This window comes from Neobacillus oceani (genome assembly GCF_046237595.1).
GTDB classification, from domain to species: Bacteria; Bacillota; Bacilli; order Bacillales; family Cytobacillaceae; genus Bacillus_D; species Bacillus_D oceani.
In genome coordinates, this window is sequence record NZ_CP143543.1 from 4,069,371 (window position 1) to 4,089,104 (window position 19,734).

The 19,734-nt window shown below is 47.9% G+C and carries 22 protein-coding genes; 3 read left to right on the forward strand and 19 right to left on the reverse strand.

Annotated elements, in window-relative coordinates; translation table 11 throughout:
• Positions 1-16: 16 nt before the first annotated feature.
• From V1499_RS20645 to hprK, 14 genes are all read right to left on the reverse strand, one after another.
• Positions 17-130, reverse strand: a complete 114-nt coding sequence (locus V1499_RS20645) for a DUF3221 domain-containing protein (protein WP_409272179.1) — start codon at positions 128-130, stop codon at positions 17-19.
• A complete protein-coding gene (locus tag V1499_RS20650; RefSeq protein ID WP_409276372.1) occupies positions 81-314 on the reverse strand; it encodes a hypothetical protein in 234 nt (77 codons plus the stop codon). Before V1499_RS20650 ends, V1499_RS20645 begins: the two co-directional genes overlap by 50 nt.
• 137 nt (positions 315-451) lie before the next feature.
• Entirely contained in the window at positions 452-709 is a 258-nt protein-coding gene (locus V1499_RS20655) for an HPr family phosphocarrier protein (RefSeq protein WP_409276355.1), read from the reverse strand.
• 99 nt (positions 710-808) lie between these two features.
• Positions 809-1,756, reverse strand: coding sequence for a DNA-binding protein WhiA (whiA, locus tag V1499_RS20660; RefSeq protein ID WP_316572341.1), 948 nt, complete (start codon positions 1,754-1,756; stop codon positions 809-811).
• Positions 1,757-2,011: 255 nt separating this feature from the next.
• Positions 2,012-2,995: a uridine diphosphate-N-acetylglucosamine-binding protein YvcK gene (locus tag V1499_RS20665; RefSeq protein WP_409272180.1), complete on the reverse strand. Its 984-nt coding sequence runs from the start codon at positions 2,993-2,995 to the stop codon at positions 2,012-2,014.
• Positions 2,992-3,885 carry an RNase adapter RapZ gene (rapZ, locus tag V1499_RS20670; RefSeq protein WP_409272181.1) on the reverse strand — a complete coding sequence of 298 codons (894 nt, stop codon included), beginning with the start codon at positions 3,883-3,885 and terminating at the stop codon, positions 2,992-2,994. The genes V1499_RS20665 and rapZ overlap by 4 nt, the downstream gene beginning before the upstream one ends.
• A 16-nt stretch (positions 3,886-3,901) precedes the next feature.
• Positions 3,902-4,360 carry an NUDIX hydrolase gene (locus V1499_RS20675; RefSeq protein WP_409272183.1) on the reverse strand — a complete coding sequence of 153 codons (459 nt, stop codon included), beginning with the start codon at positions 4,358-4,360 and terminating at the stop codon, positions 3,902-3,904.
• Between the two features lie 313 nt (positions 4,361-4,673).
• Positions 4,674-5,627: a thioredoxin-disulfide reductase gene (trxB, locus tag V1499_RS20680; RefSeq protein WP_409272184.1), complete on the reverse strand. Its 954-nt coding sequence runs from the start codon at positions 5,625-5,627 to the stop codon at positions 4,674-4,676.
• Positions 5,628-5,836: 209 nt separating this feature from the next.
• Positions 5,837-7,327: a tetratricopeptide repeat protein gene (locus V1499_RS20685; RefSeq protein WP_409272186.1), complete on the reverse strand. Its 1,491-nt coding sequence runs from the start codon at positions 7,325-7,327 to the stop codon at positions 5,837-5,839.
• A 529-nt stretch (positions 7,328-7,856) separates the two neighbouring features.
• Complete coding sequence (locus V1499_RS20690; RefSeq protein WP_409272188.1) at positions 7,857-8,396, reverse strand: acyltransferase; 540 nt, start codon at positions 8,394-8,396, stop codon at positions 7,857-7,859.
• Positions 8,393-9,052, reverse strand: a complete 660-nt coding sequence (ppaX, locus tag V1499_RS20695; protein WP_409272190.1) for a pyrophosphatase PpaX — start codon at positions 9,050-9,052, stop codon at positions 8,393-8,395. The genes V1499_RS20690 and ppaX overlap by 4 nt, the downstream gene beginning before the upstream one ends.
• Positions 9,049-9,990: a nucleoside recognition domain-containing protein gene (locus V1499_RS20700; protein ID WP_409272192.1), complete on the reverse strand. Its 942-nt coding sequence runs from the start codon at positions 9,988-9,990 to the stop codon at positions 9,049-9,051. Before V1499_RS20700 ends, ppaX begins: the two co-directional genes overlap by 4 nt.
• 371 nt (positions 9,991-10,361) lie before the next feature.
• Entirely contained in the window at positions 10,362-11,186 is an 825-nt protein-coding gene (lgt, locus tag V1499_RS20705) for a prolipoprotein diacylglyceryl transferase (protein ID WP_409272194.1), read from the reverse strand.
• Positions 11,187-11,261: 75 nt separating this feature from the next.
• Complete coding sequence (gene hprK / locus V1499_RS20710) at positions 11,262-12,188, reverse strand: HPr(Ser) kinase/phosphatase (RefSeq protein ID WP_409272195.1); 927 nt, start codon at positions 12,186-12,188, stop codon at positions 11,262-11,264.
• Between the two features lie 192 nt (positions 12,189-12,380).
• Here hprK and nagA point away from each other — a divergent pair, with 192 nt between their 5' ends.
• The 3 genes from nagA (at position 12,381) to V1499_RS20725 (ending at position 15,393) form a co-directional block, all read left to right on the forward strand.
• Entirely contained in the window at positions 12,381-13,559 is a 1,179-nt protein-coding gene (gene nagA / locus V1499_RS20715; RefSeq protein ID WP_409272196.1) for an N-acetylglucosamine-6-phosphate deacetylase, read from the forward strand.
• A gap of 85 nt (positions 13,560-13,644) precedes the next feature.
• Positions 13,645-14,379 (forward strand): glucosamine-6-phosphate deaminase, encoded by a 735-nt coding sequence (gene nagB / locus V1499_RS20720; RefSeq protein WP_409272198.1) that lies wholly within the window; start codon positions 13,645-13,647, stop codon positions 14,377-14,379.
• A gap of 216 nt (positions 14,380-14,595) precedes the next feature.
• The gene (locus V1499_RS20725; RefSeq protein ID WP_409272199.1) at positions 14,596-15,393 is read left to right on the forward strand and encodes an N-acetylmuramoyl-L-alanine amidase; all 798 of its coding nucleotides are present in this window, start codon (positions 14,596-14,598) and stop codon (positions 15,391-15,393) included.
• 133 nt (positions 15,394-15,526) lie between these two features.
• On the opposite strand, the gene V1499_RS20730 is transcribed toward V1499_RS20725, so the two are convergent.
• The 5 genes from V1499_RS20730 to V1499_RS20750 form a co-directional block, all read right to left on the reverse strand.
• Positions 15,527-15,883 (reverse strand): phage holin family protein, encoded by a 357-nt coding sequence (locus tag V1499_RS20730; RefSeq protein ID WP_409272201.1) that lies wholly within the window; start codon positions 15,881-15,883, stop codon positions 15,527-15,529.
• A gap of 103 nt (positions 15,884-15,986) precedes the next feature.
• Positions 15,987-17,111, reverse strand: coding sequence for a DUF4097 family beta strand repeat-containing protein (locus tag V1499_RS20735; protein WP_409272203.1), 1,125 nt, complete (start codon positions 17,109-17,111; stop codon positions 15,987-15,989).
• 102 nt (positions 17,112-17,213) lie between these two features.
• Entirely contained in the window at positions 17,214-17,522 is a 309-nt protein-coding gene (locus tag V1499_RS20740) for a DUF4870 domain-containing protein (protein ID WP_409272205.1), read from the reverse strand.
• A 67-nt stretch (positions 17,523-17,589) separates the two neighbouring features.
• Entirely contained in the window at positions 17,590-18,504 is a 915-nt protein-coding gene (locus V1499_RS20745; protein ID WP_409272207.1) for an ABC transporter permease subunit, read from the reverse strand.
• Positions 18,501-19,445 (reverse strand): ABC transporter permease subunit, encoded by a 945-nt coding sequence (locus V1499_RS20750; RefSeq protein WP_409272209.1) that lies wholly within the window; start codon positions 19,443-19,445, stop codon positions 18,501-18,503. Before V1499_RS20750 ends, V1499_RS20745 begins: the two co-directional genes overlap by 4 nt.
• Between the last annotated feature and the right edge of the window lie 289 nt (positions 19,446-19,734).

Consider the following 19,734-nt stretch of genomic DNA (forward strand, 5'->3'; position numbering starts at 1 on the left):
GGGATACAACAGACTGCTACTTTACGATTTCGATATTTAGCGCCCTTGCCTGTGAGGGAAGCGATGTATCTATTCCTCCGTCAACCCAGACGACCACTTCCTCCCTTACTGTAGCGATCAATTTTCCCATGGATAGGCAGCGTAACCCATACGAGACCTACTTCTCCATCCTCAATCAAAATTCGGTTTTCATCACTATCTACTTCTTGAATTACTCCTTTTAAATCGGACTGGCCTTTAACTGCTTCTTTACTGTCTTTACAGCCTGCTAAAATCATAAATAAAACTATAATCGAAACCATCCAAATCCTCAAGGCGGGTTCTCCCTTCTCCGCATTTAAGAATTAGACGTCCTTAGTCACCCTTCGATTACACTCTGGGCGTCACCAACACATATCCGTAAAAAAAAAACGGACCCGTTCACTCCAGAACGAATCCGCTTTCAAAAAATTCAATCTTCTTTCGAAACATACTGTGCGAGTGCTTCGACGGCGGCGTTATCATCGGGGCCATCGGCCGCAATGGTGATAACCGCTCCCGAGCTGACAGCCAGGCTCATTAGGCCCATAATACTCTTTGCATTCACTTTCTTGCCGTCCTTCAGTAAAAAGACATCCGCTGAAAAACGGTTAGCCTCCTGTACGAACTGGGCAGCCGGCCGCGCCTGGAGGCCGGTTTTCAATTTTACTTCCACTTCTTTTTCTACCATCACATTCTTCCTCCTCTATATCTCTTTTACGGCAGCTGCCTGTTGCTGTTTCTTTCCCATTGAAGATCCTATGCGACACATCTTCCACATCGGTGGCTGTTATTTCGGCGCCTGTTCAGCTGCCCTTAGTTTCTCCGCGATTTCATCGATTTTTCGAAGGCGGTGGTTGATGCCCGATTTGCTGATGGTCCCTCCGGAAACCATTTCACCCAGCTCCTTTAGCGTCACGTCCTGGTAGGCCACTCTCAATTCCGCTATTTCCCGAAGCCTTCCTGGCAAAACTTCAAGGCCTACTGTCCGGTCGATGTAACGGATATTTTCTACCTGCCTGAGCGATGCACCAATTGTTTTGTTCAAATTGGCCGTCTCGCAGTTCACAAGCCGGTTTACAGAGTTTCTCATATCCCTGACAATCCTGACGTCCTCAAAGCGGAGGAGGGCATTGTGGGCTCCGATAATATTCAGGAATTCGGTGATTTTTTCGGCTTCCTTTAAATAGGTGATAAAGCCTTTTTTCCGTTCAAGCGTTTTGCTGTTCAACCCGAATGTATTCATCAATTCGCACAGCGAATCATTGTGCTCCTTATAAAGTGAAGCTATTTCAAGATGGTACGATGATGTTTCAGGATTGTTGACAGAGCCGCCTGCTAAAAATGCTCCGCGCAAGTATGCACGCCTGCAGCACTTCTTTTTGATCAAATCCGGCGAAATGTCGTGGATAATTGTGAAGCCTTCGCCAAGAATCTTTAAATCCTCGAGGATTTCCTTTGTATCCTGGGCCAGGCGTACGATGTATACATTGTTTTTCTTAAGGCGCATCTTTTTCCTGACAAGCAGCTCGACCTGGATGGGATAATTCTTTTTGATCAGTGTGTAAATACGCCTGGCAATCGCGGCATTTTCTGTCTGGACATCCACCATCAGCTTCCTGTTTGAAAAGGAAAGCGAGCCGTTCATCCGGATCAGGGCGGAAAGTTCTGCTAAATTACAGCATGGCTTTCCTTCAATTGCCGTCAATTCCTTTTTTGTTTCTGATGCAAAAGACAATTCCTCACCTCCAGAACGATACTCTTTCTAACTCATTTTCTAATGGGCACTCACTGAGGAATAAACCAACCCCCACTATGAAGGTTCGCTTTTATTGTACGGGCAAGCCTCAACTTAGTTTCACTTATACCGGGATTTAGCAAAAAAACTGCCAATATCCGATCATACCCCAAAAACCAAGTGCCTACAATAGGCATTAAAAGGAACTTCTGCCGGCAGGATTTATAGCGTAGGCTGTCCAATAGCGATGCAAGTTCAACTGTTTCCGCGCTTGTTCGTTTCCTCAACAATCATGGAATAAAGAATCGCCGATACTTTCTTGGTGTCGTGGCGAAGGGCGGTGCCATCCTGGACGGCAATTTCCTTATGGACTACCTGGATGCCAAGCTCTTCCAGACGTTCCGTGTCATATTTAACCGGATGGGCCAGTTCTTCCTTATAGCGAAGCTGGATATGTTCGTCAATTTCCTCATTGTTGACGAGAATTGTATCGATGAAGGGGTACTCCATATGTTTGTAAATTGCCTGCACATGGTCGCTCGCCGTATATCCGAACGTTTCTCCCGCCTGTGTCATCAGGTTGCAAATATATACCTTCCTGGCTTTTGACCGGCATACTTCCTGTCCAAGCTTTTTTACAAGGAGATTAGGAAGGATGCTCGTATAAAGGCTTCCTGGCCCGATGATGATCATGTCAGCCTGCCTGATGGCCTGAAGCGTTTCAGGAAGCGGCTGGACATCGGAAGGAGTCAAATAAACCCTTTTTATTTTTTTGCCCGAATATGGGATTTTTGATTCCCCGGACACAACCGTGCCATCTTCCATTTCAGCATGCAAGACGACGCTGCGCGTTGCTGCAGGCAACACTTTTCCCCTAACATTCAGAACCTTGCTCATTTCCTGGATTGCATGTGTGAAATTCCCTGTAATTGAAGCCATCGCGGCGAGAATCAAATTTCCGAGCGAATGGCCAGAAAGTTCATTGGATGTAGCGAAGCGGTGCTGGAACATCTCCTCCACCAGGGGTTCGACGTCTGAGAGCGCGGCAAGTACATTCCGGACATCCCCAGGAGGCGGTATGTTCAAATCTTCACGCAGCCGCCCGGAACTCCCCCCATCATCCGCGACCGTTACGATTGCTGTAATATCGACGGGATAACGTTTCAATCCCCTAAGCAGGACGGGAAGGCCGGTTCCGCCTCCTATGATTACGACTCTTGGTTGCGCGGCGCCATTCATGTCGTTATTTCCTTTCGCCTGGCAATATCCCGATGGGAAATGACAGTTTTATAATCTTTTTCGAAATAATGGCCAATGTATTCAGCCAAGGTTACCGAACGGTGCTGGCCTCCCGTACAGCCAATCGCGATGACAAGCTGGGACTTCCCTTCCCTTTTATAATGGGGAAGCATAAAGCTTAGCAGGTCGGTTATTTTCGCCAGGAATTTCTGCGTTTCGCTCCACTTCAGGACGTATTCCGAAACCTCGGTTTCAAGGCCGGTTTTCGGGCGCATGTGCTCAATATAATGGGGATTCGGCAGGAACCTTACATCAAAGACGAGGTCCGCATCGATCGGCAGGCCATGCTTGAAGCCGAAGGACACGACATTTACGGTGAAAATCGTTTCTTTGTCTTCCGAAAATTCGTTTAGGATTTTTTCACGAAGCTCCCTTGGCTTCATATCGCTTGTATTGTAGATAACCTGGGCCCTACCCTTCAAATCCTCAAGCAGTTCACGCTCAAGCCTGATGCCTTCAAGAGGCAGCCCGGAGTTTGCCAGCGGGTGCGACCTTCGTGTTTCCTTGTATCTTCTGACGAGAGCGGCATCATCGGCGTTCAGAAATAGGATTTTCGGGGTCACCCAGTCTGCGTCGGCAAGTTCATCAAGCGCTTTGAATAAGTGGTCAAAAAACTCCCTTCCCCTTAAGTCCATGACAAGGGCAACCTTGTTCATCTTGTTCCCGGATTCCCTCATCAATTCAAGGAACTTGGGAAGAAGAGTTGGCGGCAGATTATCGACGCAAAAAAAGCCAAGATCCTCGAAGCTTTGGATAGCGACTGTTTTGCCGGCACCCGACATGCCTGTAATGATGACCATTTGTGTACCATGTACTGAACCCGTGCTCATTCGTGATTCCCCCTTTTCAACCTGGATCAAGCCGGTAACCAATCAATTCAAACTCCGGTGTATATGTGAATGTTCCAAAAATGATATCGTTACCATGAATAGTATATTCAAGGATATGGTAATCCCCAGGAGCCATCGGCAGGCCGGCAACCCTGTCAGCAGAATGCCACTGGAGAATCCCTTCCTCACAAATTTCGTTTAGTTTCCCCTCGTATTCCTTCGCAAAAAAAGTGAACATCATCCACTCATTTACGGTCTGGCCGTTTTCCTGAATAATGATTGTAAATACTCCTTTTAGCTTCGGATGCTTCAGGTATATGCCCGTTTCCTCCCTGTATTCGCGGATGCAGGCGTCACGGACGGATTCACCCGGCTCCATTTTCCCACCCGGTGCCGACCACCAACCCCGCCGCGGCTTTTGCAGGAGGAGTATTTCGCTATCCTTCATCAATACGCAATTGGCTACCCTTTGCATGGCTTCCACCTCAATTATGGCAAAGCGGGAATTTAAAACGACATTCCTGCCCTGATTCTATACATTATACTATTTTTAAAATTCCCCCACAATGAAGGGAAAATAAGTTTTCTTATTAGCTGGCATGGAAAAAACAACAAAAAAAGGGCACGGACAAGAGCCCGTGCTGAAGGGTATATAAAAAGGGGGTCAATTTCTATTTTTATGATACCCTACCATTATTTCACTTTTGTTACAGTTAAATTAAAATGGCGTTAATTTTTAAAGACAAGCTTACCCATTCTTCGACAGGCTCTTAGTTTTCCGGATTGGGTTATGCCTGCTTCTCCTTCAGGGACTCCTTTAACTCTTCAACATAATGCTGGGCGGATTGGGCCGCGATGCTGCCATCTCCTGTTGCGGTGACAATTTGGCGGAGCGTTTTTTCACGGATGTCCCCAGCCGCGAAAATACCCGGAACCCGCGTTTCCATGCGCTCATTCGTTTCAATGTAGCCATTTGCATTCGTGATGCCTAGGCCTTCAAACGGCTTGGAGAGCGGCACCATGCCGATATAGATGAAAACTCCATCCGCCGGGAATTCCGTTTCCTTGCCGTCAACCGTCGAAACAAGCGTAACACTGCCGACCTTGCCATCCTTCGCGTTGATTTCCTTTACTGTATGGTTCCAGATGAAATCCACTTTGTCATTCGCAAAAGCGCGGTCCTGAAGGATTTTCTGCGCGCGCAGTTCATCACGGCGGTGTACGATGGTCACCTTTGTGGCAAACCTTGTCAAATACACGCCTTCTTCTACAGCGGAGTCCCCGCCGCCGACTACGACAAGTTCCCTGTTTTTGAAAAAGGCGCCATCGCAAACAGCGCAGTAAGATACGCCGCGGCCGCCAAGTTCTTTCTCGCCAGGCACACCGATCTTCTTGTATTCCGCTCCTGCGGAAATAATGACAGAATACGCCTTGTATTCCTTCGCTCCGGCAACAACAGTCTTGTAATCGCCGTGGTCGATCACTTCTTTTATATCTCCGTATGCATATTCCGCGCCGAATTTCTTCGCATGCTCGAACATTTTTGTCGAGAGATCCGGCCCCAGGATATGATCAAATCCAGGATAGTTTTCCACTTCTTCCGTATTTGCCATTTGCCCTCCGGGAATCCCGCGCTCAATCATGAGCGTGGACAAATTGGCCCTCGATGTGTACACCGCTGCTGTCATTCCGGCAGGCCCCGCGCCAGCGATGATGACATCATAAATTTTTTCTTCCGACATGCCTGTCACTCCTTATATCGAACGATGGTTGCAATCCACGAATAGTCTTTCCTTATCACATCTATCCTATAAAACAACAGGCTTCGAGTCCAACCATCTGCTCACTCGGCCGTTGCCGGGCCATCCCCGATTTTCCTTTCCCCGCCGCGCAAAACCGCTGGGATTCTTGGAAAAACGGACCATTCCAGCTTGCCATTTCATTCTTTGCCCTATTGTATGCAGCCCATGATGAGTTTGGCATATTTCCTGATTGTTCCCGATGAAACGCAATACTGGTCGACAAGCTGGTCCATAGGCACCTTATCGTTCCGCAATTTATGCCATACATACGCGACTCCGGCCGCCCAGCCTGCAGCGTTCTTCAGGCTATACCCCCGCTTTTCTGCTTCCTCGAACACCGAGAACCACATCAAATACAAGCCGGCTTCAACAGCGCCAATCGGCCGATACGTCTGGTAGAGGATCTCCGCTGCATCATGCGCATCAGCAGCCGGTGAACGCTTGCCTTCCTTTAGGTAGGCAAGATAAGCCCGTTCAAGCGCGCCAAACTTTCCGCTTTCATCAAACACGCTTGATTCGAAAAGTTCCTGCCTGTTTTTTGAAACAGAAGAAAGGAAAATCCCAAACAGTCGTTCTTCCGGATAATCGCTGCCAAGCTTTTGGATGATTGAACGGGACTGGGTTTCAATCCCTCCCGAAGCGCCGTCATTATTCCACGGCTCGCCGCCTTCTTTGTCGGGTGACATCGCAATAACCTTTTTCCAAAGGGCTTGTGCGAGCTCTTCCCTCCCGGTATAGTAGGCCGCATACGAAAACCAATAGTAGAACGGGGAATCGCCTTCATATCCGCGCTTATGCAGCTTCCTTAACCATTCAAACGCAAGCTCATACTCGCCTGACAAAGCGAAGGTCGCGCCAAGCTTAAACTGGTGCTCCGTCATAATCGGCTTGATTTTCTTCAGGATTTCTATCAACCTTGCAGTCTCTTTTTTATCCCGGCGGTAATGGGCAAACACAAGCAAATTGCATAGTGCGTGCAAGTTCCCTGGATTCTTCTCAAGCACATCATAAAGTACCGCGTGTGCCTGTTCAGTTTCGCCAAGGTAAAAATGGGCCAAAGCCAGGTTGTTGTATGCCGACCAATACTCGGGATATTCCTCGACAATTGACGTCAGCATTTCGATTGCCTTCGGAAAATAACCCGACTCGAGCAGATTGCGTGCTTCCTCCTGCCGTACCATCAGGTCATCTTCCTCAAACAGTTCATCCTCGTCATCGAAGCCTTCCATAACCAGCAGCTCTAGCAGCTCCTCTGCGTCGTCGGCAAACTCCCCATCCTCTTCAAGTTCAAGGTAGAGGCGTGAATGGTGGCTGGCATCTTTAAAGAAACCCAAATGGGCGTAATTGTTCGCTAAAAAATAATGGCATTCAGTCATTTCCGGATCAAGCTCATCCAGGATCATGTGGAGAAGCCGGTTCGAGTTTTCATACCCGCCGATTTCCGTCCACACCAAAGCAAGCTGGCAGGCAATCATCGGTTCGCCGGGCTCCAGCTGGAATGCGCGCTCTAAATATCGTTTTGCTTTATCAAAATCCCTGCGGTGGTAGGCCTTCAGCCCTTTTGTAAAATAATACTCACCTGTCGGGAAAAAGGAGAGAAGCTTCCCCTTGCCTTTAAATGCTTTCGAATCTTTCCCCATGAAGTCCTCCACTAATGTAATAACTTAAGTAGTATATCACAAATTTGACGGCCCGGGGATTAAACTCTGAAACTTCCAGACTGCTTGAGGAAAGAGATAATCAGTTTCGGAGAATTGAAAAAGTTAAGGACGAACTCGACCATTTTCAACTATGGCGGAATTTCAGGATTAACAAACGAAATTCAGGATAAATTAGTGAAATTTCAGAATAAACGAATAAAACTTCAGGATAAGTCGGGGAACTCTCCGGGAATCGCTAGCAATCTAATAGCAATTTGCTAGCATAAAAAAGCGGATAATAAGCAGTTGCTAGCAGCGGACCGGAGCGCTCCCCTATTCAGCAGCTGGGAACAAATTTTGTGGCAGAGCGGACAATTGTGGGACGTGAGTCCAGGCCGCATGCAAAAGGCCGTGCCGGGAGCTGCGTTGAGCAGGTTCCGGCACGGCCTAAGCCGAACGGGGTTCTGGGTGTCCAAATTGGGTAGGCGCGCATACTTTGTCCCTTTTTCCAAAAAAAGAAGTGAACCGTTTATTCCGTTTTCACGGTGCCATAAATCGGGTCGTCGGCCCAGCGCTGGGCAAGTTGTTCGGCGGTGTAGATGACGCGCATCGGGTTTCCGCCAACAAAGCTGCCGGCGGGGACGTCTTTGTGGACAAGGGTGCCGGCCGAGACGATGGCGCCGTCGCCGATTGTGACTCCGGGCAGGATGGTCGAGTTGGCGCCGATCATGACTTCGCTACCGATATGGACTGCGCCTAGCCGGTATTCCTTGATCAGGTATTCGTGGGCGAGGATGGTTGTGTTGTAGCCGATGACGCTATTCTGCCCGACGCTGATTAGCTCGGGGAACATAGTGTCGGGCATGACCATCAGGGCAAATGAGGTCCTGTCGCCGACCTTCATGCCGAGAAATGTCCGATAAAGCCAGATTTTCATTCCGATAAAAGGGGTGTAGCGTGCGATCTGGATGATGATGAAGTTTTTGGCGACTTTCCAAAACGATACTGTTTTGTATACCTGCCAGAGCGAGTTGGCGCCTTGGACAGGGTATCGTTTCGTGCGCCTCATTGCCTGCCTGCCCCGACGATGTCCAGGATGTCGGCCATGCTCTCAAGCATGAAGTCCGGTTCAAATTTTTCAAGGAATTCGCGGCCCTTTAACGACCAGGCGACCCCGGCTGTTTTCGTGCCGGCGTTTTTCCCGCCGAGGATGTCGTGGTAGTTGTCGCCTACCATGATGGCCGATTCCGGTTTTGTTCCAAGCTGTTCAAGGGCGAGCAGGATTGGTTCCGGATCGGGCTTTGGTTTGGAGACATGGTCAAGGGCGACGATGACATCGAAAAATTGATCAAGCTTGGAGAGCTTCAGCCCCTTGAGGACGACATCGTGCATTTTTGTGGTGACGATTCCGATATTGTAGCCGCTTTCCTTCAGCGTCCTTACTGTTTCAAACACGCCGGTGAATTCCTTGACGAGCAGGTCATGGTTGGCGTGATTGAATGCGCGGTATGTTGCGATCATTTCTTCGACAGCTTCCGGGTTCATCGGTTCGAATGTTTCCCGGAGTGTCGGGCCCATGAATGGCAGGACATCGTCACGCGTGTATTTATTTGGGTAATAGCGGTTAAGGGTGTGCAGGAACGAGTTGATGATCAAATCATTCGTATCAATCAAGGTTCCATCAAGGTCAAACAAAATGGTATCGATTCCTAAGGCTGGCTTCATAAATTAACTTCCTTTCTTTGTATAACACCGGGTTGCTTCCAGATTGTCCCTACGATAAAAGTCAGGAGGATCGCGACGCCGATTCTGATAATGAGCAGCGGCCATACCGGGATGCCGAGCGGGATAAAGATCAGTGTGTCCTCGACGACCGCATGGCAGGCGACGAGGAAGATGAACGCTAGCGTCGCATCCTTTTGGCTGACCCCATCCTCCTTGACAGCCTCGATCATGACGCCCGCCCCGTAGGCTAGGCCGAACAGAAGGCCGGCCGCCATTGTCGTGGACGTATTTTCCTTCATGCCGAGCGCCCGGGTCATTGGCGCCATTGTCTTTGAAAATTTACCGAGCCATTGAAGGTCTTTCATGATCTGGATGACAGCCATGAGCGGGATGACGATTAAGGCAAGCTGGACGATGCCTAGGCCTGCTTTTCCGATGGCTTCAAGGATGATGTTCAGAACGCCGGAAGCCGGTTCTGCCTTTGCCTGGATGAATCCGTAAACCGCCTGGCTACCACCTCCGTGCCAAACAAGATTGATAACCGCGGCGGACACGAAGGCCAGTCCAAGCCTGACTGCCAGCACAATCCAAATTTTTACTCCCGCCTTCAGGGCAACGGTTGATTCCACGATTAGATTATGGGAAAAACTCAGCATAACGGCGAGAATGAAAACCTCCTTGACGCTGAAATCAAGAGTCAAAATCGCCCCGATTGCCGCGTACAGGTTGAGCACATTGCCAAGGACGAGCGGGATTGCCGCGTCGCCGGGCAGGCCAATCAGTTTCATCAATGGACTGACCGTTTTTATTAGCCAGGCCAAAAGAGGCGTATATTGCAGGATTGAGACGGCGAGAGTGACAGGAAAAATGACTTTTCCTAGCGACCAGGTTGTTTTTAAGCCAACGAGCAAGCCTTTTTTGATTGATTGGACCAGCATTGCTTCTCTTTTCCCCTTTGTGCGTTTTGTGTTTTGTATAGTGGTGTGTTTTGGAAAATACATATGAAGACACTTTATAGTTGAAAATCACGTCTAAACTGCCTTCATAACCTCGATGAAGACTCTTTCAAGCGGAAAACCTCACCCAAACTGTCTTCATAACCTCGATGAAGACTCTTTCAAGCGGAAAAACCCACCCAAACTGTCTTCATAACCTCGATGAAGACACTTTCAAGCGAAAAACCTCACCCAAACTATCTTCATAACCCCGATGAAGACACTTTCAGGCGGAAAAACCCACCGAAACTGTCTTCATAAATTAAAGGGCAGCTTCCCCGGCCTTAATCCAAAATGTATGTTTCTACACTAGCCTACTTCCCTTTCCCGTCATTATCAAGGTAACGGGCATCGGCGAGGCCGGATTTTCTTCGGTAAATGATCAATCCAGCAGCAAGCAGAATGAGTCCGAACGCTAGTAACTGTGATACCCTGATATCACCGAGCATTAGGCTGTCAGTGCGCATCCCTTCGATGAAGAAACGGCCGATTGAATACCAGATAACGTATGCCAGAAAACTCTCCCCTCGGTGAAGGTTGACGCGGCGCAGGAAAAGCAACAGCGCGACGCCCGCAAAGTTCCAGAGCGATTCGTACAGGAAGGTCGGGTGATAATAATGTCCATCAATGTACATCTGATTAATAATCCAATCAGGCAGGTATAAGCCTTCAAGGAACGACCGCGAAACCTCTTCCCCATGGGCTTCCTGATTTATGAAGTTCCCCCAGCGTCCGATTGCCTGGCCGAGGATGATACTCGGGGCCGCAATGTCAGCCAGCTTCCAAAAAGAAATGCCTCGCGCTTTAGTAAAGAAATACGCTGTCAAAACGGAACCGATCAGTGCGCCGTAGATGGCGATTCCGCCGTTCCAGATTTTTATAATGTCACCAGGGTTTTGGGCGTAATAGTCCCATTTGAAAATAACGTAATAAATGCGTGCTGAAATGATGGCGATCGGGATTGCCCAAATAAGCAGGTCGGAAAAGGTCTCTTTTGGCAGCCCCCTACGGTCACTTTCCCTCATGGCGAGAAATAATGCCAGTGCCAGCCCGGTCCCGATAATGATGCCGTACCAGTGGACCTGGATCGGCCCTAAGTCAATCGCAACCGGATTGAGCGGTGTAATCGTTTCTACCATTCTCATTCTCCTTTTAGTGTTCTCTCTACCTATAAAAATTGGACAGTTTACTAAAGCTTAAGGCGGTTAAAACAGTTAAGACCGGCCTTCCTCGATTACACCAGACAGCTTTTCAGTGAACTGCTTTGCCGCGTTGACGCCCATCCGCTTCAGCCGGAAGTTCATCGCGGCAACCTCGATGATAACAGCCAGGTTTCGGCCTGGGCGAACGGGAACTGTCAGCTTCGTAATTTCGGAGTCGATGATTTTCAATTTTTCATCGTCAAGGCCCAGGCGATCGTATTGTTTTTCCTGGTCCCATATTTCAAGATGGATGTTTAAAATAATATGTTTGTTGGTACGGACAGCTCCAGCGCCGAACAGGGTCATTACATTGATAATGCCGAGTCCACGGATTTCGAGGAGATGCTCGATTAGTTCAGGCGACGTTCCAATCAACGTATTCTGGTCCTCTTGGCGAATTTCAACACAATCATCGGCAACTAGCCTGTGGCCGCGCTTCACCAGCTCGAGCGCGGTTTCACTTTTACCAACGCCGCTCTTTCCGGTAATGAGGACCCCTACTCCATAAACGTCTACCAATACGCCATGGACCGCTGTTGTGGGTGCGAGCCTGCTTTCAAGAAAATTGGTCAGGTTCCCGGAGAAGCGGGTTGTCTTGTATTTCGTGCGCAGCACTGGAACGGATTCCCGCTCGGCTGCTTCTATTAATTCTTCCGGAACATCAAGGCCACGGGTAATGATGATTGCAGGAGTAATATCCGTGCATAGCTGCTCCATCCTTAAGACGCGTTCGCTTTGATTCAACGTATTAAAAAAAGAAAGCTCGGTCATTCCAAGTAGTTGGATGCGTTCTGCTGGATAATAATCAATAAAGCCCGCGAGCTCGATGCCGGGCCTGGACAAATCGCTCGTAGTAATCGGCCTGTCTATTCCTTCACCGCCACAAATGAGTTCAAGGCCAAACTTTTCGTATATATCCCTCGTACGTACTTTCAACATAGCCCTTCCTCCTTTTTCTTCTGGCGCAGCCATTCAATTGATTCTATCTATTTTAGCACTTTTTTCATTGGAACAAAATCAAGCCGGCCAATTTAATCATCGTACATACCTGTTGTCTGGACAGCGAAACGAGAAAAACCGTATACTTAAGGGAAGCACCAAGACGTATTTAGGCGAATGGAGCTGGTTAATTTGGCCATTTTACTAAAAATAAAAGGCAGAATCGTTTTTGAAAATGAAGTCAAAACAAATCAATACATCTTTATAAAGGATGGGAAAATTTCTGCGGCAGGCCCTTTAGCTGATGCCAGTAGACTACACCCCGATGCTGAGGTGTATGAAATCGGGGAATCCGAAACGGTTGTACCAGGATTCATTGACCTCCATATTCACGGGGCGGCCGGCGCGGATACAATGGACGGCACGCATGAAGCGCTTCGGACGATTGCCAGCGCCTTGCCCGCGGAAGGAACAACCGCATTCCTCGCAACGACAATCACCCAGGAACATGGGAATATCGAGAATGCGCTGAAAAATGCGGCGAGTTACTGCGAAGCCGAAAACCGCCCTGGCAAGGCGGAAGTGGTCGGCGTCCATCTTGAAGGGCCATTCATCAATGCAAAAAGGGCGGGGGCCCAGCCAAGGGAATACATTATCAATCCGGATATCGACCTATTCAAACATTGGCAATCAAGCGCCGCGGGCCTAATTAAGCTCGTCACCACTGCGCCTGAGCTTGAAAACGGAACAAAGTTCATTGAATATTTGGCGAGCACTGGCGTCGTCGCCTCCATCGGCCATACCGACGCCGTCTATGAGGAAGTCGAAAAAGCCGTCAAGGCAGGCGCAAGGCATGTGACCCATTTGTACAACGGCATGCGCGGCATGCACCACCGTGAGCCTGGTACAGCCGGAGCGGCGCTTTTGTTCAAGGAACTTCTCGTTGAAATGATTGTCGACGGCATCCATATCTCCCCCGAAATGGTCAAGCTGTCCCTCTCTGCGAAAGGGCCTGATGGGATGGTGCTCGTCACCGACTCAATGAGGGCGAAGTGCCTGAATGCGGGCATTTATGACCTCGGCGGCCAGGATGTAACCGTTGGGGATGGCCGCGCTGTTTTGGCAGATGGCACGCTAGCAGGGAGCATATTGAAAATGAATGATGCGGTCCGGAATGCAGCCGATTTTTCCGGCATTGGCCTCCTGGATGCGGTCCGGATGGCAAGCGTGAACCCCGCGAAGCAAATCGGCATTTTTGATAAAAAAGGCAGTATTGCTCCAGGCAAGGACGCGGATCTGGCCGTTCTGGATTCCAACATGGAAGTCTCAGCCACATGGTGCCGCGGAGTGCTGGCATATAAAAATGAATAAGCCGCAAGTTATCATTTGGAGGAAGCGGTAAAATCCATCATAATAAGAAACGGTAATAATTTTGGTTAGGAAAGAGGGATGAAGGATGAAAATTATCAAAGTATCAAATAGTACAGAAATGGCAAAAACCGCCGGGGAAATGATTGCGGAAAAGGTGCGCGCCAACCCGGAGATTGTCCTAGGACTCGCGACGGGCGGTACGCCAATTGGCACATATCAATATTTGATTGAAGATCACAGGAAAAACGGGACTTCCTATAGCAAGGCATCTTCCGTTAACCTTGATGAATATATCGGTCTGCCAAAAACAGACCCTAACAGTTATTATTTCTTTATGAAAACAAATTTGTTTGACCATCTCGACATCAACCCGGAGAGGACCTTCATTCCCGATGGAACGGCGGACGACCTTGAGGGGGAATGCGCCAATTATGAAAAGAGAATCGCCGCGCTTGGCGGAGTCGACCTACAGCTGCTCGGAATCGGACGCAACGGCCATATCGCCTTCAATGAACCAGGCACTTCATTCGAAAGCAGGACTCAAATAGTCTCGCTCGCGGAGGAGACAATCGCGGATAACGCACGCTTTTTCTCCTCTCCTGAGGAAGTTCCGACAAAGGCGATTTCAATGGGAATCGCGACCATCCTTGAAAGCAAAGAAATTATCCTTCTTGCTACTGGAAAATCAAAAGCGGAAGCGATGCACAGCCTAATAAAAGGAGAAGTTACTGAAGACTTCCCAGCATCCGCACTACAGCGGCACGGCAATGTGACAATCATTGCCGATGAGGATGCGCTCAGCCTGATTAAGGATATTTGACCAAAAGCGCCTTCCAGCTCAAAGAACCACATTTAACGATCAGGCAGGAAAAGTTTTGAACAATACGAATATGAAAAAGAGCCGAAATGGCTCTTTTTTGTTTTATCTTTCTCTACATTGATAATGGAATCTAAATAAATACCAACTTGTCCCTATCCACTATCGTAACTTTTTCATATTTAGTAAGAGAAAGAGTTTAAAAAGGGGGTTAGTTAGATGAAGTTTATGCTGGATGCGGGCCATGGCTATTCGACAGCTGGCAAGCGGAGCCCTTCGGGGATGCGGGAATACGAATTCAACAGAGCTGTTGCAGACTATGCAAAAAAGGAACTCGAAACATATCAGGATGTTTTGGTATACTTCGCCCACTCGGACGACCGGGATGTCCCTCTCAAGGAACGGACAGACAAGGCAAACCAATTAAAGGTAGATGCCTATGTGGCGATTCACGCAAATGCGTACCAGAATACATGGAACAGCGCGAACGGAGTCGATACGTTCGTCTACGTGACAAAACCAAAGGATGCCTATGAGCTTGCCTTAAAGGTGCAGAAAAATTTGGTCGAAAAAACCGGCCGCCGTGACCGGGGTGTCAAGACAGCCGATTTCCACGTCCTGAGGGAAACAAATATGACTGCCATTCTTACGGAATGCGGGTTCATGACCAACCTGGAGGAAGAGTCCCTTCTGCGTACCGACTCCTACAGGAAGATTTGCGGAAAAGCAATTGCCGCCGGGATTGCCGAGCATTACGGATTAAAGAAAAAACCAGCGGCACCTGATTCTGGCGGAGGGAATCTTTATCGTGTTCAGGCTGGAGCTTTCCGTGATAAAGCCAGTGCCGATGATATAGCACTAAAACTCTCGTTAAAAGGCTACCAGGCTTTTGCCAAAAAGGACAAAGACGGCTTATATAAAGTGCAGGCAGGCGCTTTTTCCAAAAAAGAAAATGCCGAAGCGCTTGTAAAAAAGCTTAAGGAAGATGGATTTACAGCCTTTGTCTATCGGGAATAAGGTACAAGCTTCGGAAATGGTTCAGTGGTTATAACACCAAATTAAATGATGTTGTTTCTATTGAAAAAACGATCTTCCAACCCGGCATGCAACGAAAAAAAGCGCGGTTCGCCACGCTTTTTTCCATTGAGAGCTATTTTTTCTTTTTATCCATTACAAATTTTTGGATAATAATATTCACCAACGAGAGAATGACTGCCGCGAGCAGCGCCATTCCGAAGCCTGATATATCGAATGCCGTCCCCATGAGCGCATCTGTCAATAGCAGCGTAATCGCGTTGATTACAAACAAAAACAGCCCTAGAGTAAGAATGGTAGCAGGCAAGGTGAGCAAAATGAGCACAGGCCTGACGAGCACGTTCAGGATGGACAGCAGGAAGCTTGCAACGATGGCTGCGCCAAAGCCCGAAAGCCGGAAATCATCATCAAAATACCCCGCGATTGCCATGAACAATACTGCATTGACTCCAATCCCAATTAGCCATCTCATTTGCAGCTCACCCTTTCGTTTACAGCAACCTTCTCTTTTTTTAAAAATTCATTCGGACTACCTATCGAAAATCAAATTTGAATGACGTAGCCGCAACTATCAATTAATCTTCATCCTTCTTGAAGGCACCAGCCTTTTTGACGGCGATGCCGCCGGTTTTTGTTTCGGCGATGATCCGGGCCGTCCGTCCATCTGGCTGGATCGTTTTAAAGCGGAGCATTTTCTGGATCATCTCGCTCTTTTCTTCAAGAAGCTGGATCCGGTCGAGATCAACCTGGAATCCGCCCAAATTGGACCGTAGCTCACCATCGACCGCCTGGCCGTCCGGCACATATATATCAATGCCCCCGGTCGCCGCTTTTGCCGAAATGAACTCGCATGCCCCCTGGATGTCACAGGTGATGCCGCCAGTAAAGGTCCTAAGATCCGCGGATTGGAAGGAGCCCTCCAGCTTGATGCCGCCATTGATCGTTTCGGCCTCAACCTTTTCCACAGCGCAGCCTTTCAGCTTAATGTGCCCATTTCCGGTCTCTGCCTCAATCTTTTTGCCGGAAATTTCTTTAAAGGAAATTTTTCCGCTCCCCGTCTTTGCCTTTATATCCGCCGCTCGGAGATTTTCCCCGGTTACCGGCCCGTTGAACAATTTGGCTCGAACCTTCTCGTACGACGAGTCCGGGACATACAGGACTGTGTCCACCTTCATCCATTTATGATTTGTTAAAAATCTAAGTCTTCCTTCGGTAATATCGAAAACAATCGTTTCAAGTAGCGTTTTCCTTGCCTCATCCTGGTTCTCGACCCGGTAAACACGGGCCTGGCACTCGGCCCGGACGTTTTGCTGGTCCCATGGGACAATCTTCAGCGAGCCGTTTGCAATACTAACATCAATGTCAGTCAGGCTCACAGCGTTTTGGTGAAAAATATGTGAAATCTCCACCGATTGGCCAAAATTGAAATCCAAATCCAGTTCCTTGATTTTTTTTATCGCTGTATCAAGAAGTTCAAATAGCTTATCCTTTGTCGTATGAGACCTGTATGGCTCATCGCTTCTCCTACTGCTTTCAGGATCCTCGTGCACGACTACCGAAAGCTCGCTCCTCAACTCCTGCTCCCTCTCGCCGGCGGTCTTGGACGACTTCTCGAGCTCCTCAAGCAAGGTAATCGCTTCAACCGCTGATAAACTGCCGCGCTCAACCATTTCCAAAATCCTTCTTCGCTCTTCCTTCACAAAAAACTCCCCTTCCTCTACTTTTTCCTTTTCGTATATTAGAAATCAGCCTAAACAGGGATGTTCGTTTCATTCCTTGCCCATTTTGCAAGTTTGTACAGCTTACAGCTCCTGGATTGTTTTTATTCCTTTCACAACATTCCAGATGATCACGCCTATCGACAGGATTCCGTAAATCCCCATTCCAATTATCGCTATGCCAAATCCGGCATCAGAACCGGCACCAGCCATCGCGCCGAGCAACGCAATCGGAATTGCCACGAATGGAATGAGGTGCGATAACAATGCCTTTTTAGCGTGTTCTTTCGTGATGGAATCATCTACTACGAAATAAACGACAATTGGAAATAGGAAAGGTGCAAAAAAGATGCTGAAATAGCATAAACCCGACAGGATTTTCCTTGTATCCATAACACCAGCCTCCCTTCCCTGTATTTACGGGCTTTTTCCTGAAAAGTTTCAGGATGGGTTGGTTTTTTTACAAATCATACCTTGCAGTCCGGTACTTGCTTTCAAAGTAGCGTTGGAGCCCTCCCGCAAACAGATTGATGAAAAGAAGGGTAATGCCTATCGCGCCGATGCCTGCCAACGGGATCCATCGGTATATGCGGACATCCTTTAGAATGGTATCGAAGATCATCGGCCACGATGGGGAAGTGTTGACAACTTCATACGCCGATCCCCATTCGTTCATCATGAATTTCTGGCTGATGAAAATAAAGACGATGCCAAGCTGCGCAAGTAGGAAAAGCGTCCTGCCGATATCATTGATAACCATTACAATAATATTTGGTATGACGACAGGGAGATAATAATTCCTGAACAATGTGTACGGAGAGCAGCCAGAGACAATTCCCGCCTCAATATATGGCCGTTTCTCTGTATCCCGCAAATGTGTGTGAATAATTTCGGCGACCCTCCCTGTTTCCAGCAAAGCAAGGATGAGAATCATATAAACTGGCCTCCAATCAGAGAAAAAGATGAATGGCAGGCCGGAAAAAAACGATACGAAGAAAATTGGCGGCATAAATGAAAAAAGCTGTTGCCAGCCGTTCATGACCCCCTTCATAAATTTGGAGTAAAACCCGGCTACAGCTAGCGGAACCGCAAATACGTATCGCAGCGCTACGACGCTCAGGACGATTTTAAGCGTTTCTCCCGTTCCCATTATGAGCAGGCTCAGGATATCAACCCCTTTATGGGTACTTCCAAGTGGATATCCTTCCATTGGCGGGAATGGTACTAGGATGATTTTCCCCTCATCCGTTCTTATTGCTCCAGTTTCTTTCAGCTCCGTATCAACAAATGGTAAATGCGGCCCCGCCACAGCGACGACACCTAAGAGAATAAGAAAAAAAGCACCAGTCCAAAGCCTCCAGTTTTTCTTCATCATGCTTCATTCCTTTCAAGCGGATACAGCAGGCTTTTTCCAATCTGGCTTACTAATTTGGAAACGAAAATAACCGTTGTGAAAAGAAAGATATACCCCGCCGCGCTATAAATATTGATTGGGTATTGTTCCTGCCCTACAGCAAATATGAATGGCGATGCAACGGATTGATAAAAGAAATAGGCAGCTCCGCGGTAATTCGTCAAAAATTCAACAATGAACAAGTTTGAGAGAGTATAAAGTGTAATCGTGTTGGTATGGCTGAGTATTTTCGGATAGCAGTTTTTTAGAACATGCGTGTAGAGAACCCTTAATGACGAAGTCCCTTTTGAAAAAGCGGTCTTGATGTAATCCATTGCCTGCTCATCGCGGATGCTTAAAAACGTGATATTAGCAATATAAAATACAGGGTAAATGGAGAGATAAATAATTCCGAGAATCGTCGTGCTCATTGTGTCGCTTCCGTAAACCCGCATGTAAGGGAGGAGGCCCCAACTGTACGCAGTCATGACTCCAATCTGAATCATAATAATTAAAAACAGGTCCGGAATTGAAAGAAAGAACCTTGTTAATGTTTCACCAAAGATATTAGTCTTCTTGTTTCGGATCCGATAGTCGAGCACCCCTTTGGCTACTCCGCCGAAAAGGCCGATGAATAAGGCCGGGATTGCAATTTTCATGCTCTTTATAAAGGTGTGCCTAATGCTCTCTACCCGCGAATGGCCCTCCATTACGTCCCCGAGGCCTTTGTTTTTCTTGATATATGCAAAGAACTCCTTGAATTGATCAATATGTTTCTCAAGCGAGTATTCGTATTTCGCCCCAAGAAATTTACCAGCCCGGCCTTCCTGATAGATGATATCCCTCGGTAAAAATAGAAGAGCCAAAAATAGCGTCATAACCAAAACCCACATTGCCACTTGCTTAAGTAGAAACTTTAACATCTTTCTCACATCCCCCTTGGGCTGAAAACAGCACACAGACACTTTTTTCCGGAGCAATTTTGTGTTTGGTAAGCTCCTTCTTTCTTTACTATTACATATATTTTACACAAACTTCAGAATTGTAACAATTTTGGAAGAAAGATGTAACAAAATCTACAGGTTACGTATACCGAGAACATTCATACTCAGTTGGCGCATTGGAAGGAAAACGGTTATTCGGGACTCATGTCGCACCAGGCTCTAGGTTGCAATTAAAGAGGTTCAGGATTGTTGACTATCATTACCCTTT

Bases quoted from the DNA above. Each gene is read 5' to 3' on its own strand.
- lgt (WP_409272194.1), bottom strand. From the start codon at position 11,186: ATGGTAGAAACGATTACACCGCTCAATCCGGTTGCGATTGACTTAGGG.
- V1499_RS20740 (WP_409272205.1), bottom strand. From the start codon at position 17,522: ATGGATACAAGGAAAATCCTGTCGGGTTTATGCTATTTCAGCATCTTT.
- trxB (WP_409272184.1), bottom strand. From the start codon at position 5,627: ATGTCGGAAGAAAAAATTTATGATGTCATCATCGCTGGCGCGGGGCCT.
- ppaX (WP_409272190.1), bottom strand. From the start codon at position 9,052: ATGAAGCCAGCCTTAGGAATCGATACCATTTTGTTTGACCTTGATGGA.
- V1499_RS20730 (WP_409272201.1), bottom strand. From the start codon at position 15,883: ATGAGATGGCTAATTGGGATTGGAGTCAATGCAGTATTGTTCATGGCA.
- V1499_RS20700 (WP_409272192.1), bottom strand. From the start codon at position 9,990: ATGCTGGTCCAATCAATCAAAAAAGGCTTGCTCGTTGGCTTAAAAACA.
- nagB (WP_409272198.1), top strand. From the start codon at position 13,645: ATGAAAATTATCAAAGTATCAAATAGTACAGAAATGGCAAAAACCGCC.
- rapZ (WP_409272181.1), bottom strand. From the start codon at position 3,885: ATGAGCACGGGTTCAGTACATGGTACACAAATGGTCATCATTACAGGC.
- hprK (WP_409272195.1), bottom strand. From the start codon at position 12,188: ATGTTGAAAGTACGTACGAGGGATATATACGAAAAGTTTGGCCTTGAA.
- V1499_RS20725 (WP_409272199.1), top strand. From the start codon at position 14,596: ATGAAGTTTATGCTGGATGCGGGCCATGGCTATTCGACAGCTGGCAAG.
- V1499_RS20690 (WP_409272188.1), bottom strand. From the start codon at position 8,396: ATGAGGCGCACGAAACGATACCCTGTCCAAGGCGCCAACTCGCTCTGG.
- V1499_RS20665 (WP_409272180.1), bottom strand. From the start codon at position 2,995: ATGAATGGCGCCGCGCAACCAAGAGTCGTAATCATAGGAGGCGGAACC.
- V1499_RS20675 (WP_409272183.1), bottom strand. From the start codon at position 4,360: ATGCAAAGGGTAGCCAATTGCGTATTGATGAAGGATAGCGAAATACTC.
- V1499_RS20745 (WP_409272207.1), bottom strand. From the start codon at position 18,504: ATGATGAAGAAAAACTGGAGGCTTTGGACTGGTGCTTTTTTTCTTATT.
- V1499_RS20750 (WP_409272209.1), bottom strand. From the start codon at position 19,445: ATGTTAAAGTTTCTACTTAAGCAAGTGGCAATGTGGGTTTTGGTTATG.
- V1499_RS20655 (WP_409276355.1), bottom strand. From the start codon at position 709: ATGGTAGAAAAAGAAGTGGAAGTAAAATTGAAAACCGGCCTCCAGGCG.
- V1499_RS20645 (WP_409272179.1), bottom strand. From the start codon at position 130: ATGGGAAAATTGATCGCTACAGTAAGGGAGGAAGTGGTCGTCTGGGTT.
- V1499_RS20685 (WP_409272186.1), bottom strand. From the start codon at position 7,327: ATGGGGAAAGATTCGAAAGCATTTAAAGGCAAGGGGAAGCTTCTCTCC.